The sequence below is a fragment of the Pseudonocardia sp. genome (assembly GCF_035305885.1).
Lineage (GTDB): Bacteria > Actinomycetota > Actinomycetes > Mycobacteriales > Pseudonocardiaceae > Pseudonocardia.
Genome location: NZ_DATGOP010000136.1, coordinates 1 through 12,845, shown reverse-complemented (window position 1 = coordinate 12,845; position 12,845 = coordinate 1). Strand labels below are relative to the sequence as shown.

Here is a 12,845-nt window from a genome sequence, read left to right as displayed (position 1 = left end):
GAACGGCGCGTTCGTCGGAACGGGTCAGGCCGCGCGCAGGGCCGCCCGGGCGGCCGCGACCGCCTGCGCGGCGTAGCCGCCGCCGAACAGCACCACGTGCACCAGCAGGGGGAACAGCTGGTGCAGCGGCACGCGGTCCCGCCAGCCCGCGGCGAGCGGCGCGGCCTCGTCGTAGGCGGCGAGCACGGCGTCGAGGTGCGGGCAGCCGAACAGGGCGAGCATCGCGAGGTCGGTCTCCCGGTGCCCGCCGTGCGCGGCCGGGTCGATGAGCACGGCGCCGTCCGGCGACCACAGCACGTTGCCCGACCACAGGTCGCCGTGCAGCCGGGCCGGGGGCTCCGCGGGCCCGGCGAGGTCGGGCAGGCGATCGGCCACCGCCTCGATCTGGCGCGCCGCGTCGGCGGTGAGGGTGCCCGCGTCGCGGGCGGTGCGCAGGTAGGGCAGCACCCGGTCCGCCGCGTACCACTCCGGCCAGCTCGGCGCGGGCGCGTTGCGCATGGGCGCGGCGCCGATGCGCGCGTCGGTCGGCCCGCCCGGCGGCGGGGCGCCGAACGCGGGCGCGCCCGCCGCGTGCATCGCGGCGAGCCGGCGGCCCAGCTCCTCGGCGGCCCGCCGGTCGGGGGAGCCCGCGGCCACGTACTCGGTGACCAGGCGCCCGCCGTCGACCTCGAGCACCTCGGGGACCGGCGGTCCGCCCTCGACCCGCAGCCAGCGCAGCCCGGCGGCCTCGGCCGCCACGGCCTTCGGGTCGCCGTCCTTCACCAGGACCGTGCGCCCGTCGGCGAGCCGGACCCGGGCGGCGCCGCCGCCGAGCGGCACGCGGTCGCGGACCGGGCTGCCGAGGACCCTCACGCGTTCTCCCGCACCCACTCGATCAACCCCGGCATGGCCGCCTCGATCATCTTCAGGACGGTGGTGAAGCCGTCGTCCCCGCCGTAGTACGGGTCGGGCACCTCGGCGCCGGGCGGGGAGTCCGGGTCGAACGAGCGCAGCAGCCGAACCCGGTCCGGCTCGGGCACGAGCGAGCGCAGCGTCCGCTCGTGCGAGCGGTCGAGGGCGACGATCAGGTCCGCGCCGAGCTGCTCGGCGTCCACCTGCCGCGCGACGTGGTCGGTGGGGTAGCCGGCCGCCTCGAGCACCGCCGCCGCGCGCGGGTCGGCGGGCTCCCCGATGTGCCAGCTGCCGGTGCCCGCGCTGGAGACGCGCACGGCGTCGGCGAGCCCGGCCCGCTCCAGCTCGTGGCGGAACACCTTCTCCGCGATCGGGGACCGGCAGATGTTGCCGGTGCAGACGAAGACGACGTGCAGGCGCTCGTTGCGGTCGGTCACCCCTGCAGTCTCCCCGTCCGGCTCGAACGCCTTCACACACCCCGGGACGGCTTCGAAAAACCGGTGCCGCCCCCGCCGTAGGCTTCCGGCATGGATCTTGCGTCCTTGCGGCATCACGGGGACGTCGATGCCGGGCCCGGTCTGCTCGACTTCGCCGTGAACGTCCAGGGGAGCGGGCCGCCGCCGTGGCTGCGGGACCGGCTCGTCGTCGCGCTGGACGGGATCGGCCGCTACCCGTCGGCCGAGCACGACCTGCAGGCGCGCGAGGCGGTGGCGGCGCGGCACGGGCGCAGGCCGGAGGAGGTGCTCGTCCTCGCCGGGAGCGCCGAGGGGTTCGCGCTGTTGCCTGCGCTGCGGCCGCGGCTCGCCGCCGTCGTGCACCCGGGGTTCACCGAGCCGGAGGTGGCGCTGCGCTCGGCCGGGGTCGAGGTCGTCCACGTGCTCACCGACGAGGCCGACGGCCACCGGCTGCACCCCGACGCGGTGCCCGCCGAGGCCGACCTCGTCGTGATCGGCAACCCGACCAACCCGACGGGCGTGCTGCACCCGGCCGCCGACGTGCGCGCGCTCGCGGCGCCGGGGCGCGTGCTGCTGGTCGACGAGGCGTTCGCCGACGCGATCCCGGGTGAGGCGGAGTCGCTGGCCGGCGCGGCCGACGTGCCGGGGCTGCTGGTGTTCCGCAGCCTCACCAAGACCTGGGCGCTCGCCGGCCTGCGCGCCGGCTACGCGCTGGGCGACCCCGAGCTGCTCGCCCGGCTGGCCGCCCCGCGGCCGCCGTGGCCGGTCTCGACGCTCGCGCTGGAGGCCGTGATCGGCTGCTCGATGCCGTCGGCGGTCGAGGAGGCCCACAAGGCGGCCGAGCGGCTCGCCTCGGCGCGGGCCGAGCAGGCGCAGCGGCTCGCCGAGCTCCCGGGCGTCACCGTGCTGCCCGGCACCGCGCCCTACCTGCTGCTGCGGCTGCCGGACGGCCAGGGCGAGCGGATCCGCACCGCGCTGCGCGCGGCCGGGATCGCGGTGCGCCGCGGCGACACCTTCCCCGGGCTGGGGCCCGACCACATCCGGGTCGCCGTGCGCCCCGCGACGCAGGTGAACCGGCTGGTGGAGGCGCTGGCGGAGACGCTCGAGGCGGTGGCGGCGTGACCGCGACCGTCGGCGAGGTCATCGCGGCGCTCGAGGCCGCCTACCCGCCCGCGCTCGCCGCCGACTGGGACGCCGTCGGGCTGGTGTGCGGCGACCCGGCCGAGCCGGTCGAGTCCGTGCTGGTGGCCGTGGACCCGGTGCCGGAGACCGTCGACGAGGCGATCGGGCGCCACCAGATGCTGGTCACCCACCACCCGCTGCTGCTGCGCGGTGTGCACGGGGTGGGCGCCGACACCCCGAAGGGCGCGCTGCTGCACCGGCTCATCCGCGGCGGCACGGCGCTCTTCACCGCGCACACGAACGCCGACTCGGCCGACCCCGGCGTCTCCGACGCGCTCGCCGCGGCGATCGGGCTGGAGGTCAGCGGACCGCTCGTCCCCGAGCCAGCCGAGCCGCTCGACAAGATCGTCACGTTCATCCCGACCGGCCCGGTCATCACGGCCGTGCACGAGGCGCTGTCGGCGGCGGGCGCGGGCCGGATCGGCGACTACAGCCACTGCTCGTTCGCCACCGCGGGGACCGGCCAGTTCAAGCCGCTCGAGGGCGCCAACCCGACCATCGGGTCGGTCGGGAAGCTCGAGCGGGTCGCCGAGACGAAGCTCGAGATGGTGCTGCCCCGCTCCCGCCGGGAGGCGGTCGTCGCCGCGCTGCGGGCCAGCCACCCCTACGAGGAGCCCGCGTTCGACGTGTTCGAGCTCGCCGAACTCGCCTCCTCCCGCGGGCTGGGCCGCATCGGCACGCTGCCCGAGCCCGAGCCGCTGTCGGCGTTCGCCGCCCGGGTGCGCGCCGCGCTCCCCGAGACGGCGTGGGGCGTGCGCGCCGCCGGTGACCCGGACCGGCCGATCAGTTCGGTGGCGGTCTGCGGCGGGGCGGGCGACTCCGCCCTCGGCGCGGCCACCGCTGCGGGGGTCGACGCCTACGTCACGGCCGACCTGCGCCACCACCCCGCCTCCGAGCACCTGCTCGCCGGCACGGTGGGGCGCCCGACGCCGGCGCTCGTGGACGTGGCGCACTGGGCGTCGGAGTGGCCGTGGTGCGCGCAGGCGGCCGACGTCGTGCGCGCCGCGCTGGGGGACCGGGTGCGGGTCGAGGTGTCGACCCGGCGCACCGACCCGTGGAGCGTCGGCTTCGCCGGCTGAGGCGCACCGCGGCCGCCCCGGTCACCGCTCGGCGGGGGAACCGGCGGGGCGGCCGGCCCGTCCGGCGTCGACGTTGGTGACCATGGTCCGCAGCACGCCGGGTAGCTCGGCCACGGTGCGCTCGGGCAGGCCGGCCACGGTCTCCTCGGCCAGGTCGCACCACAGCCGCTTGAGCTGCTCGCACAGCGCCCTGCCGCGATCGGTGAGCTCGACGACGCTGGCGCGCTTGTCGGAGGGCACCGGCGTGCGCCGGACGTGCCCGGACGCCTCGAGCTTGCGGATCATGAGCGTGACGCTGGGCGGTTCGACCGCGAGCGCGTCGCTGAGCTGGGCCTGGATCATCGGGCCGTTCTTCGCCAGCACGAGCAGGAGCGCCTCCTGGCCCGGGTGCAGGCCGAGCGGGGCGAGCAGCGTCGCGGCCCGCGCCCGGTGGCGCAGGGTCAGCAGGCGGATGGCCTGGTTGAGGGCGTCGGCCTGCTCGAAGTCCACGGGTCCTCCTTGACACGGTTAGTTATGCGCCTAACTATTAGGTGCATAACTAACTCTAGCCGACGTCAGGAGCGGACCATGACCGTGAAGGTCGCCGTCGTCTACTACAGCGCGACGGGCGCCGTGCACGCGCTCGCGCAGGCCGTCGCCGAGGGGGCCGCATCGGCCGGGGCCGAGGTCCGGCTGCGGCGGGTCGCCGACCTGGCCCCCGATGGCGATGTCGACGACAACCCGGCCGCCGTGGCCTCGGTCGAGGACCTCGCGTGGGCCGACGCCATCGCGTTCGGGACGCCGACGCGGTTCGGTTCGCCCGCCGCGGAGCTCAAGCGGTTCATCGACCAGACCGGCGAGCTGTGGCGGAACGACGGGCTGGCCGACAAGCCGGTCACCGCCTTCACCTCGGCGTACAACCGGCACGGCGGCAGCGAGGCCACGATCCTGTCGCTGGCCAACGTCTTCTACCACTGGGGCGCGCTGATCGTCCCTCCCGGGTTCACCGATCGGACCGTGTACGCCGCGGGCGGCAACCCGTACGGCACCGCGGCGTGACCGGCCCGTCCGGCGACGGTTCGAACGTCGCGGCGCTGGATGCGGCCAGGTACCAGGGGCGGCGGCTGGCCGAGATCGCCTTCCGGCTGCTGGGCGACCGCGTCGCCGCCGAGGCCGCGGCGTCATGACCAGCCCGACGCGCAGCGGGTCCCGACCGCACACCGCTCCCGCCTGGTTGGTCCTGTCGCTGGTGTGCGCCTGCCAGTTCATGGTGATCCTCGACGCGTCGATCGTGAACGTCGCGCTGCCGTCGATCCGCGCCGACCTCGGGTTCACCCCGACCGGCCTCGCCTGGGTGGTGAACGGCTACCTGCTCACCTTCGCCGGCTTCATGCTGCTCGGAGGGCGCGCCGCCGACCTGTTCGGCCCGCGTCGGACGCTGGTCGTCGGGCTTGTGGTCTTCTCGGCGTCGAGCCTGGTCTGCGGCGTGTGCTCCGCCGCGGAGGTCCTGGTGGCGGCGCGCATCGTCCAGGGCGTGGGGGCCGCCGTGCTCGGCCCGTCGACGCTGGCCGTCATCAACACCGGGTTCGCCGAACCGCACGCGCGTGCGCGGGCGTTCGGGGCGTGGTCCGCCTCGGGCGGTGTCGGCGGGATGGCCGGCGCGCTCGCGGGCGGCGCCCTCACGACCGGTCTGTCGTGGCGGTGGGTGTTCCTCGTCAACGTGCCGATCGGGGTGGTGCTCGTCGTGGTGGCCGCGCTCGCGCTGCGCGGCGCGCGCGGCGGCGGACGGGAGCCGCTCGACCACCTCGGCGCCGTCACCGGGACCGCCGGGCTCGCCGTGCTGATCTACGGGGTCATGGGGAGCGTCGACCACGGCTGGACGTCCCCGCTGGTCGTCGGTTCGGTCGTCGTCGGTTCGCTGCTGCTCGTCGCCTTCGTCGCGGTGGAGGCGCGCTTCGCCGGCCGGCCGATGATGCCGCTGAGGCTGTTCAGGATCCGGAGCGTGGCCGTCGGCAATGCGATGCTGCTGCTGTTCGGCGCCGTCGCCATCGCGATGTGGTACTTCACGTCGCTGCTGCTGCAGAACGTGTTCGGGTGGAGCGCGCTCGAGGCCGGACTGGGGCAGACGCCCGCGGCGGTGGCCTTCGTCGTGGTCGCGCGGGTGGCGGCCGCCCTGCTTCCGCGCACCGGGGTGCGCAACCTGGTGGTGGCCGGCTGCGGGAGCCTCGTGGCGGGCTTCGGCTGGCTCGCCCAGGCTGACGTCGGTACCGGCTACGCCGCCGGGGTGCTCGGACCGACGTTGCTCATCGCCGTCGGCATCGGGCTGACCTTCCCCACCCTCGTGGCCGCGGCCACCGCCGGCGTGCCCGAGGGCGACGCGGGGATCACCGGCGGCGTGGCCAGCGCCGCGAGCCAGGCGGGTGGCTCGGTGGGCCTGGCCGTGCTGGCGACCGTCGCCGGCGGCGGGGCGGAGGCCGCAACCGTGGCCGCGGGCTACGACCGGGTGTTCCTGGTGGCGGCCGGGTTGGGCGTGGCCATCGCGGCGCTCTGCCTCGTGGTGCCGCGGGCCCAGGCGGGGGAGCCGCGCAGCGTCGCAGGCTGAGCCCGGCTGCAGGGAGCCGGATCGGCACAACCGCCTCCGCTGCGCCACGATGGGGCTGCGACGAGCATCGGGAGGAGCCGCGCAGTGGTCGACGTCGTGGTCGCTGACCCGGCCCGCCGGGCCGAGATCCGGGGCCTGCTGCGCGCCGCCTACGCCGGCTACGCCGCGGTGGTCCCGGCCGCGGTGTTCCCGGTCTACCTGGCCGACGTGCTCGACATCGAGGCCGACGGGGCCACCAACCTCGTCGCGCTGGACGGCGACGCTCTCGTCGGCACCGCTCGGGTGCACCTGGACGTGGGCGGCCCCGGGCTGCCCGCCGGGGCCGCCTACGTCCGCGGCGTGGCCGTCCGGCCCGGTCACGAGGGAGGGGGTATCGCCCGTGCCCTCATGGCCAGCTGCGCGGACCGGGCCCGGCTCGCCGGTGCCACAAGCCTCTTGCTGCACACGACCTCGTTCATGGCCCGGGCCGTCCGGCTGTACGAGGGGCTCGGCTATCGCCGGGACCCGGCGTACGACACCGACTCCGTCGAGTACTACGGGCTGGCGGTGGAACCGCGGCTGCACGCGCTCGCCTACCGGCTCGACCTCGCGTAGGACGCGCGGCGGGAACGAGGGGTGGGCGGCCCTGGGCCGCGCGGCGGAGAGCGGTAGCGTCGTGGTCTGCATTCATCCGGAAGGACCTGCCTCGTGAAAGCCGACCCCGCCGTCCAGCGCCGGCTGCTCGACCTGGCCGAGGTCGACGCCGAGCTGTCGCGCCTGGCGCACCGCCGCCGCAACCTGCCCGAGCACGCCGAGCTCACCGCTGCCGAGGCCGCCGTGCGGGAGGCCAAGGACAAGCTGGTGGAGGTCGAGACGACCGCGGGTGACCTCGACCGGGACATCCGCCGCATCGAGCGCGACGTGGAGAACGTCCGCGCCCGCACGGAGCGGGACAACAAGCTGCTCGCGGGCGCCGGGATCGGCGCGAAGCAGGCTGCCGACCTGCAGCACGAGCTGGAGACCCTGGCCCGTCGGCAGGCCGTGCTGGAGGACGAGCAGCTGGAGCTCATGGAGCGGCGCGAGGCGGTCGGGGCCGACGTCGAGCACTCCCGCGGCGTGCTGGCCTCCGCCGAGCAGGAGCTCGCCGCCGTGACCGAACGCCGCGACAACGCGCTCGCCGACATCGACGCCGCGGAAGCCGGCCGCCGCCGCGACCGCGAGGAGGTGGCCGCCACGCTTCCCGCCGACGTGCTCGCCGCCTACGAGCGGCGCCGCGAGCAGCGCGGGGTGGGCGCGGCGGCGCTGGTCGCGCGGCGCTGCCAGGCGTGCCGGCTCGAGCTGGACCGCATCGCGCTGGCGGAGCTGAAGGCCGCGCCCGCCGACGAGGTGACGCACTGCCCGGAGTGCGGCGTGATCCTCGTCCGCACGGAGGGTTCGGGGCTGTGACCCGATGAAGGTCATCGTCGAGGCCGACGGCGGCTCGCGCGGCAACCCCGGGCCCGCGGGCTACGGCGCCGTGGTGCTGGACCCCGACACCGACGAGGTCCTCGCCGAGCGGGCCGAGGGGCTCGGCGTCACCACCAACAACGTCGCCGAGTACCGGGGCCTGATCGCCGGCCTGCGCGCCGCCGCGGAGCTCGGCGCCACCGACGTCCAGGTCCGGATGGACTCGAAGCTGGTGGTCGAGCAGATGAGCGGTCGCTGGAAGATCAAGCACCCGGCGATGCAGCCGCTCGCGGCGGAAGCGGCGCAGCTGGTGCGCGAGATCGGCTCGGTGCGGTTCGAGTGGGTGCCGCGGCTGCGCAACTCGCGCGCCGACGCGCTCGCCAACCAGGCCATGGACGCCCAGGCCGCCGAGCCGTGAGCGCCCCCGCCTCGGCCGCGTGGACCGGCCAGACCGGCACCCCGACCCGGATGCTGCTGCTGCGGCACGGGCAGACGGAGCTGTCGGTGCAGCGGCGCTACTCCGGGCACGGCGACCCCGAACTCACCCCGCTCGGGCGGGCGCAGGCGGCCGGCGCGGCAGAGCGCCTGGCGCGCGTGCCGGACATCGCCGCCGTGCTGACCTCGCCGCTGCGGCGGGCCCGGGAGACCGCCGACGAGGTCGCCGGCGCGACCGGCGCGCCGGTGGTCGTGCGGAAACGGCTGATCGAGACCGACTTCGGCGCGTGGGAGGGCCTCACCTTCTCCGAGGCGCGCGCCCGCGACCCCGAGCTGCACGCGCGGTGGCTCGGCTCCGAGGACGTCGCCCCGCCCGGCGGCGAGAGCTTCGCGGCGGTCGGCCGCCGGGTGTCCGAGGAGCTGGCCGAGCTGCTGGCGGAGTACCCGGGCGCGACGCTGGTCGTGGTCTCCCACGTGACGCCCATCAAGATGCTGCTGCGCGCCGCGCTGCAGGGCGGCCCGGGGGTGCTGTACCGGCTGCACCTCGACCTGGCGGCGCTGTCGATCGTCGACTTCTACCCCGACGGCGGCGCGAGCGTGCGCCTGGTCAACGACACGAGCCACCACCCCGACCCGCGAGTCGCGCTCTGAGTGCACGCGAGTCGCGCTCTGGCTGTCGGCGAGTCGCGCTCTGGCTGTCGGCGAGTCGCGGTCCGATCGCCGGCGAGTCGGGGCCTGGGTGTGGGCGAGTCAGGGGGAGCGGCGGTCGCGCCCCGCTCAGCCGCGCCGCCCCACGAAGTGCTCCACCAGCAGGCGCACCCGCTCACCCTGCGCCCCCGCCGGGAGGCGCCCGCTGCGGGTGAGCGTCACGAGCCCGTGCAGCGCGCTCCAGAACAGCTCGGTGCGCAGGTCGAGATCCTCGGTGCCGGTCGCGGCCGCGAGCCCGTCGCGGAGCAGGCCGAACCCCTCGTGCAGGGGTGCCGGGGAGTCCGGGTCGGCGAACGGGTAGTCCGTGGCGAGCTGGAACATCGCCTCGTACAGCGCCGGCCGCTCGGCTGCGAACCGCAGGTACGCCTCGGCGAGCGCCGCCACCGTCGCCGGCCCGTCGGACGCCGCGGCGGCGCTCGCCCGGAGCCGCTGCGCGAGCTCGGTGAAGCCGTCGAGGGCGACGGCGCCGACGATCGCGTCCTTGCCGGCGAAGTGGCTGTAGAGCACGGGCTGGCTGTACTCGATGCGCTCGGCGAGCCTGCGGGTGGTGACGGCGTCCCAGCCGTCCGACTCCGCGATCTCGCGCGCCGCATCGATGATCAGGCGGTGGCGCTCGGCGCGCTGACGCTCCCGCCGACTCGAGGTGCCCACGACGAGATCCTAGCACCGCTAGACAATCTGTCATTGCTAGCTTAGCGTCGACAGGAGTTCTAGCAGCGCTAGGGAGGCGTCATGTGGGTGCAGCGGGCGGCGCTGGTGGTCGTCGCGATCATCGGCGTGGGGATCATCGGCATCGGGCTCGGGTTCCTGCTGAACCCGGGCGCGCTCGGGGCGGGCTTCGGGGTGCCGGTCCCGGCGGGGGACAACCCGTTCCTCGCCGTGAAGGGGGTGCGCGACATCGGCAGCGGGCTGGTCCTGCTCGCGGTGCTCGCGCTGCGGCGGCCCCGGGTCGTCGGCTGGGTCACGTTGGCGGCGAGCACCATCCCGACCGGTGACGCGCTGATCGTGCTGGCCTACGGCGGGCCGGCGTCGGCGGCCTACGGGGTCCACGGCGCCACGGCCGTCGTGACGATCGCGGCCGCGCTGGCCCTGATCAGCGGGCGAGCCGGGCGGCCCGCCGTTCGAGGTAGCGCCGCCCCCGCGCACTGAGCGCACGGCGGGCGGCCGCGCGGAACTCGACGGCGGCGGCGTCGAGGTCGCCGACCGCTTCCAGCAGGTGGGCGCGCACGGCGGGCAGCTGGGCGTGCTCCGCGACTGCCGGGTCGACGGCCGCGGCGGTGAGCTGTGCGAGCGCGGCGCGCGGCCCGTGCACCTCGGCGACGGCCTCGATCCGGCCGAGCGTGACCAGCGGCCCGGGGGAGAGGGCCTGCAGGTGGTTGTGGAGGGCGAGGATCTGCGGCCAGTCGGTGTCCTCGGCCCGGGCGGCCGCGTCGTGCACGGCGGCGATCGCGGCCCGCAGCTGGTACGGCCCGACCGGCGCGGTGGCGAGCGCCGCGCGGAGGATCCCCGTGCCCTCGGCGATCGCCGCGGCGTCCCACGCCGTCCGGTCCTGCTCGGCCGGCGGGACGAGGCCGCCGTCCGGCGCGGTGGCGGCGGGGCGGCGCGCCTCGACGAGCAGCATGAGCGCCAGGAGACCCGCGACCTCCCCGTCGGCGGGCAGCAGCGCGCGCAGCCGGCGCGTCAACCGGATCGCCTCGGCGGCGAGCTCGGGGCGGGCCCCTCCCTGGTCGCCCTCGTCGAAGATCCGGTGGAGGACGTCGAGCACAGCCGGGATCCGCGGCCCGCATCGCACACCGGCGAGCCGCCGCTCCGCCTCGCCGATCCGCCGCGCGACGGCGGGCTCCGGCACCAGGAGCAGCCGGGCGATCTCCGCGGTGGTGAGCCCGCCGACCGCCCGCAGCGCGAGCGCCACCTGCGACGGCGGCGGGAGCGTGGGGTGGCTGCAGAGCAGGAGGAGCTCGAGGGGGTCCTCGGTCGCCATCACCCCGTGGGTCCCTTCCCGTGGTGGAAGGGGAGCGTCGGCCCCGTGGCGCGCCCGCGTCAACCCGACACGAGCAGGTAGATCCCGACCGCCACGCCGAGCAGCACCACGGCCGCCCGCAGCACGGCCTCCGGTGAGCGGCGGGCGACGCGCGCGCCGACGTAGCCCCCGACGAGCGTGGTGGGGGCGAGCGTCGCGACCGCGAACCAGTCCACGGGCGCGCCGATCGAGAAGTACACGACGGTCACGGTCGCGACCACCAGCGACAGGAACCCCTTGAGGGCGTTGAGCCGCACGAGCGTGTCGTGGGCGAAGAACGAGAGCGTGGCGATGAGGATGACGCCGAGCGCGCCGCCGAAGTACCCGCCGTACACCGCGGCGAGGAACACGGAGGGCAGCAGGGTGGCGAGCCGGTCCGGCGCGCCGGGCGTGGGGGCGACCCAGCGCCGGATCAGCGGCTGCAGCGCGAACACCGCGCTGGCGAGCAGCACCAGCACCGGCACGACCGCGTCGAACACCGCGCTGGGCAGCACCAGCAGCAGGGCGCAGCCGACCGCCGACCCCACGGCCGCCACCAGGGAGGTGAGCAGCACCCGTCGCCCTTGCCCTTTCAGGTCCTTGCGGGCGCCCGCGATGATCCCGAGGTAGCCGGGCCACTGCGCGATCGAGTTCGTGACGTTCGCGGCGAGCGGGGGCAGCCCCACCGCGAGCAGCGACGGGAACACCAGCAGGGAGCCGCCGCCCGCGACGGCGTTCACGGCCCCGGCCACCAGCCCGGCGACCAGCAGGAACGCCAGCGAGCCGGGCGACGCGTCGATCACGGACCCACGGTAGTTGCAGTGCGCATGCAAGCCCCTCGGTGGGCGGTCAGGGTCACGCGTGGCGCGCGCCACCCGCCGCGCGCAGGATGGGGGTGTGACCGAGGGCGACGACAGCGGCGACAGGGTGTGCTGGCTGGGGATGCTCTGCCCGGAGTGCGGGGCCATGCCCAGCGAGGGCGACGAGCGGTGCTGGCGGTGCGGCGCCGAGCGGCGGCCCGTCGAGGAGCACGACGCAACCTGAGAGCGGGGCGGGGCGTCTTCAGGTAAAAGACCGAGGGAGGTCGCCATGCCCCGCACCCTCCGCCGCGCGCTGACGGTCGCGCTCGCGGTCACCGCCGTCGCGCTGCCCCTCGCGGCGGCCACGGCCCCGTCGCCGGTGCCCGTCGCGGCGTCGGCCTGCTCCACCCCGTGGGGCAGCACCCCCGAGCAGGTGGAGCGGCTGGGCCGCGCCCCGCTCACGGCCGTCCGCACCGGCCGGCACGACTGCTTCGACCGCGTCGTGTTCGACCTCGACGGCACCGCCGCCGGCTACCGCGTCGAGTACGTCGACGAGGTGCGCCAGGACGGCTCCGGCGACGTGATCCCGGTGCCCGGCGGGGCCCGGCTGCAGGTGAGCGTCCACCACCCCGCCTACGACGACGCGGGCGAGCCGACCATCGAGCCCCCGCCCACCGCGGGCGACGAGGTCGCCGACGTGAGCGGCTACGACACGCTGCGCTCCGTCGTCTACGCGAGCAGCTTCGAGGGCAGCACGACGTTCGGCGTCGGCGTGCGGGCCCGGCTGCCGTTCCGGGTGCTCGTCGTCGACGGCTCCCGGCTCGTCGTCGACGTGGCGCACCGCTGGTACTGATCGGCCCCGCGGTAGGCTGGACGTAGCGGACGAGCTGGCCGGGCGGCCGCGGCGACGGGTCCACCGTCGTCGAGGAAAGTCCGGACTCCACAGGGCAGGGTGGTTGCTAACGGCAACCCGGGGTGACCCGCGGGAAAGTGCCACAGAAAACAGACCGCCTCGCGCACACCGCGCGGGGTAAGGGTGAAACGGTGGTGTAAGAGACCACCAGCACCCCGGGTGACCGGGGTGGCTCGGTAAACCCCACCCGGAGCAAGGCCAAAAGGCTCCCGTCCGCGGGAGCTGCGCAGGCGCTTGAGGGTGGCCCGCCCGATGCCTGCGGGTAGGCCGCTAGAGCCCGTCGGTGACGGCGGGCCCAGATGGATGGTCGCCCACCGGTGTCGCCGCAAGGCGCCCGGGGACAGAATCCGGCTTACAGGCCAGCTCGTCCGCCCCGC

Annotated in this window: 16 protein-coding genes, 1 other RNA gene and 1 pseudogene; 12 read left to right on the top strand and 6 right to left on the bottom strand. The window is 75.9% G+C overall.

Translation table 11 applies throughout. From position 1 onward, the window contains the following. Positions 1-24: 24 nt before the first annotated feature. On the bottom strand, positions 25-852 hold the full coding sequence (locus VKZ81_RS31300) for a fructosamine kinase family protein (protein ID WP_324245351.1): 828 nt from the start codon (positions 850-852) through the stop codon (positions 25-27). Next, complete coding sequence (locus VKZ81_RS31295; protein WP_324245350.1) at positions 849-1,328, bottom strand: low molecular weight protein-tyrosine-phosphatase; 480 nt, start codon at positions 1,326-1,328, stop codon at positions 849-851. Before VKZ81_RS31295 ends, VKZ81_RS31300 begins: the two co-directional genes overlap by 4 nt. Before the next feature lie 90 nt (positions 1,329-1,418). Between VKZ81_RS31295 and cobC the strand changes: the two genes are divergently transcribed. Then, positions 1,419-2,468: an Rv2231c family histidinol phosphate aminotransferase CobC gene (cobC, locus tag VKZ81_RS31290; RefSeq protein WP_324245349.1), complete on the top strand. Its 1,050-nt coding sequence runs from the start codon at positions 1,419-1,421 to the stop codon at positions 2,466-2,468. Continuing rightward, positions 2,465-3,607, top strand: a complete 1,143-nt coding sequence (locus VKZ81_RS31285) for a Nif3-like dinuclear metal center hexameric protein (RefSeq protein WP_324245348.1) — start codon at positions 2,465-2,467, stop codon at positions 3,605-3,607. Before cobC ends, VKZ81_RS31285 begins: the two co-directional genes overlap by 4 nt. A 21-nt stretch (positions 3,608-3,628) precedes the next feature. Here the strand turns inward: VKZ81_RS31285 and VKZ81_RS31280 are convergent, their stop codons facing one another. Then, positions 3,629-4,096, bottom strand: coding sequence for a MarR family winged helix-turn-helix transcriptional regulator (locus VKZ81_RS31280; RefSeq protein WP_324245347.1), 468 nt, complete (start codon positions 4,094-4,096; stop codon positions 3,629-3,631). 78 nt (positions 4,097-4,174) lie between these two features. On the opposite strand from VKZ81_RS31280, the gene VKZ81_RS31275 reads away from it, so the two are divergent. The 6 genes and pseudogenes from VKZ81_RS31275 (at position 4,175) to VKZ81_RS31250 (ending at position 8,699) form a co-directional block, all read left to right on the top strand. Then, the gene (locus tag VKZ81_RS31275; RefSeq protein WP_324245346.1) at positions 4,175-4,645 is read left to right on the top strand and encodes an NAD(P)H-dependent oxidoreductase; all 471 of its coding nucleotides are present in this window, start codon (positions 4,175-4,177) and stop codon (positions 4,643-4,645) included. Then, positions 4,642-4,773: a hypothetical protein gene (locus VKZ81_RS31270; protein WP_324245345.1), complete on the top strand. Its 132-nt coding sequence runs from the start codon at positions 4,642-4,644 to the stop codon at positions 4,771-4,773. The genes VKZ81_RS31275 and VKZ81_RS31270 overlap by 4 nt, the downstream gene beginning before the upstream one ends. After that, a complete protein-coding gene (locus VKZ81_RS31265; RefSeq protein ID WP_324245344.1) occupies positions 4,770-6,188 on the top strand; it encodes an MFS transporter in 1,419 nt (472 codons plus the stop codon). Before VKZ81_RS31270 ends, VKZ81_RS31265 begins: the two co-directional genes overlap by 4 nt. Before the next feature lie 84 nt (positions 6,189-6,272). Beyond that, entirely contained in the window at positions 6,273-6,782 is a 510-nt protein-coding gene (locus VKZ81_RS31260; protein WP_324245343.1) for a GNAT family N-acetyltransferase, read from the top strand. Between the two features lie 93 nt (positions 6,783-6,875). Next, on the top strand, positions 6,876-7,613 hold the full coding sequence (locus VKZ81_RS31255; RefSeq protein ID WP_324245342.1) for a zinc ribbon domain-containing protein: 738 nt from the start codon (positions 6,876-6,878) through the stop codon (positions 7,611-7,613). Positions 7,614-7,617: 4 nt separating this feature from the next. Continuing rightward, a pseudogene (locus VKZ81_RS31250) lies at positions 7,618-8,699 on the top strand (bifunctional RNase H/acid phosphatase). A gap of 126 nt (positions 8,700-8,825) precedes the next feature. Here the strand turns inward: VKZ81_RS31250 and VKZ81_RS31245 are convergent. After that, positions 8,826-9,407, bottom strand: a complete 582-nt coding sequence (locus VKZ81_RS31245) for a TetR/AcrR family transcriptional regulator (protein WP_324245341.1) — start codon at positions 9,405-9,407, stop codon at positions 8,826-8,828. 81 nt (positions 9,408-9,488) lie between these two features. Between VKZ81_RS31245 and VKZ81_RS31240 the strand changes: the two genes are divergently transcribed. After that, positions 9,489-9,905 carry a DUF4267 domain-containing protein gene (locus VKZ81_RS31240; protein WP_324245340.1) on the top strand — a complete coding sequence of 139 codons (417 nt, stop codon included), beginning with the start codon at positions 9,489-9,491 and terminating at the stop codon, positions 9,903-9,905. Here the strand turns inward: VKZ81_RS31240 and VKZ81_RS31235 are convergent. Next, positions 9,850-10,737, bottom strand: a complete 888-nt coding sequence (locus tag VKZ81_RS31235) for a DUF6596 domain-containing protein (protein WP_324245339.1) — start codon at positions 10,735-10,737, stop codon at positions 9,850-9,852. The two genes, VKZ81_RS31240 and VKZ81_RS31235, sit on opposite strands and share 56 nt — an antisense overlap. A 59-nt stretch (positions 10,738-10,796) precedes the next feature. Beyond that, the gene (locus VKZ81_RS31230) at positions 10,797-11,558 is read right to left on the bottom strand and encodes a sulfite exporter TauE/SafE family protein (RefSeq protein WP_324245338.1); all 762 of its coding nucleotides are present in this window, start codon (positions 11,556-11,558) and stop codon (positions 10,797-10,799) included. 94 nt (positions 11,559-11,652) lie between these two features. Between VKZ81_RS31230 and VKZ81_RS31225 the strand changes: the two genes are divergently transcribed. The 3 genes from VKZ81_RS31225 to rnpB all read left to right on the top strand — a co-directional run bounded on the left by VKZ81_RS31225 (position 11,653) and on the right by rnpB (position 12,839). Next, the gene (locus tag VKZ81_RS31225; RefSeq protein ID WP_324245337.1) at positions 11,653-11,799 is read left to right on the top strand and encodes a hypothetical protein; all 147 of its coding nucleotides are present in this window, start codon (positions 11,653-11,655) and stop codon (positions 11,797-11,799) included. 45 nt (positions 11,800-11,844) lie between these two features. Continuing rightward, positions 11,845-12,408: an AMIN-like domain-containing (lipo)protein gene (locus VKZ81_RS31220; protein WP_324245336.1), complete on the top strand. Its 564-nt coding sequence runs from the start codon at positions 11,845-11,847 to the stop codon at positions 12,406-12,408. 30 nt (positions 12,409-12,438) lie between these two features. Continuing rightward, positions 12,439-12,839: RNase P RNA component class A (rnpB, locus tag VKZ81_RS31215), an RNA gene on the top strand. Positions 12,840-12,845: the final 6 nt, after the last annotated feature.

Bases quoted from the DNA above. Each gene is read 5' to 3' on its own strand.
- cobC (WP_324245349.1), top strand. From the start codon at position 1,419: ATGGATCTTGCGTCCTTGCGGCATCACGGGGACGTCGATGCCGGGCCC.
- VKZ81_RS31275 (WP_324245346.1), top strand. From the start codon at position 4,175: ATGACCGTGAAGGTCGCCGTCGTCTACTACAGCGCGACGGGCGCCGTG.
- VKZ81_RS31265 (WP_324245344.1), top strand. From the start codon at position 4,770: ATGACCAGCCCGACGCGCAGCGGGTCCCGACCGCACACCGCTCCCGCC.
- VKZ81_RS31240 (WP_324245340.1), top strand. From the start codon at position 9,489: ATGTGGGTGCAGCGGGCGGCGCTGGTGGTCGTCGCGATCATCGGCGTG.
- VKZ81_RS31235 (WP_324245339.1), bottom strand. From the start codon at position 10,737: ATGGCGACCGAGGACCCCCTCGAGCTCCTCCTGCTCTGCAGCCACCCC.
- VKZ81_RS31220 (WP_324245336.1), top strand. From the start codon at position 11,845: ATGCCCCGCACCCTCCGCCGCGCGCTGACGGTCGCGCTCGCGGTCACC.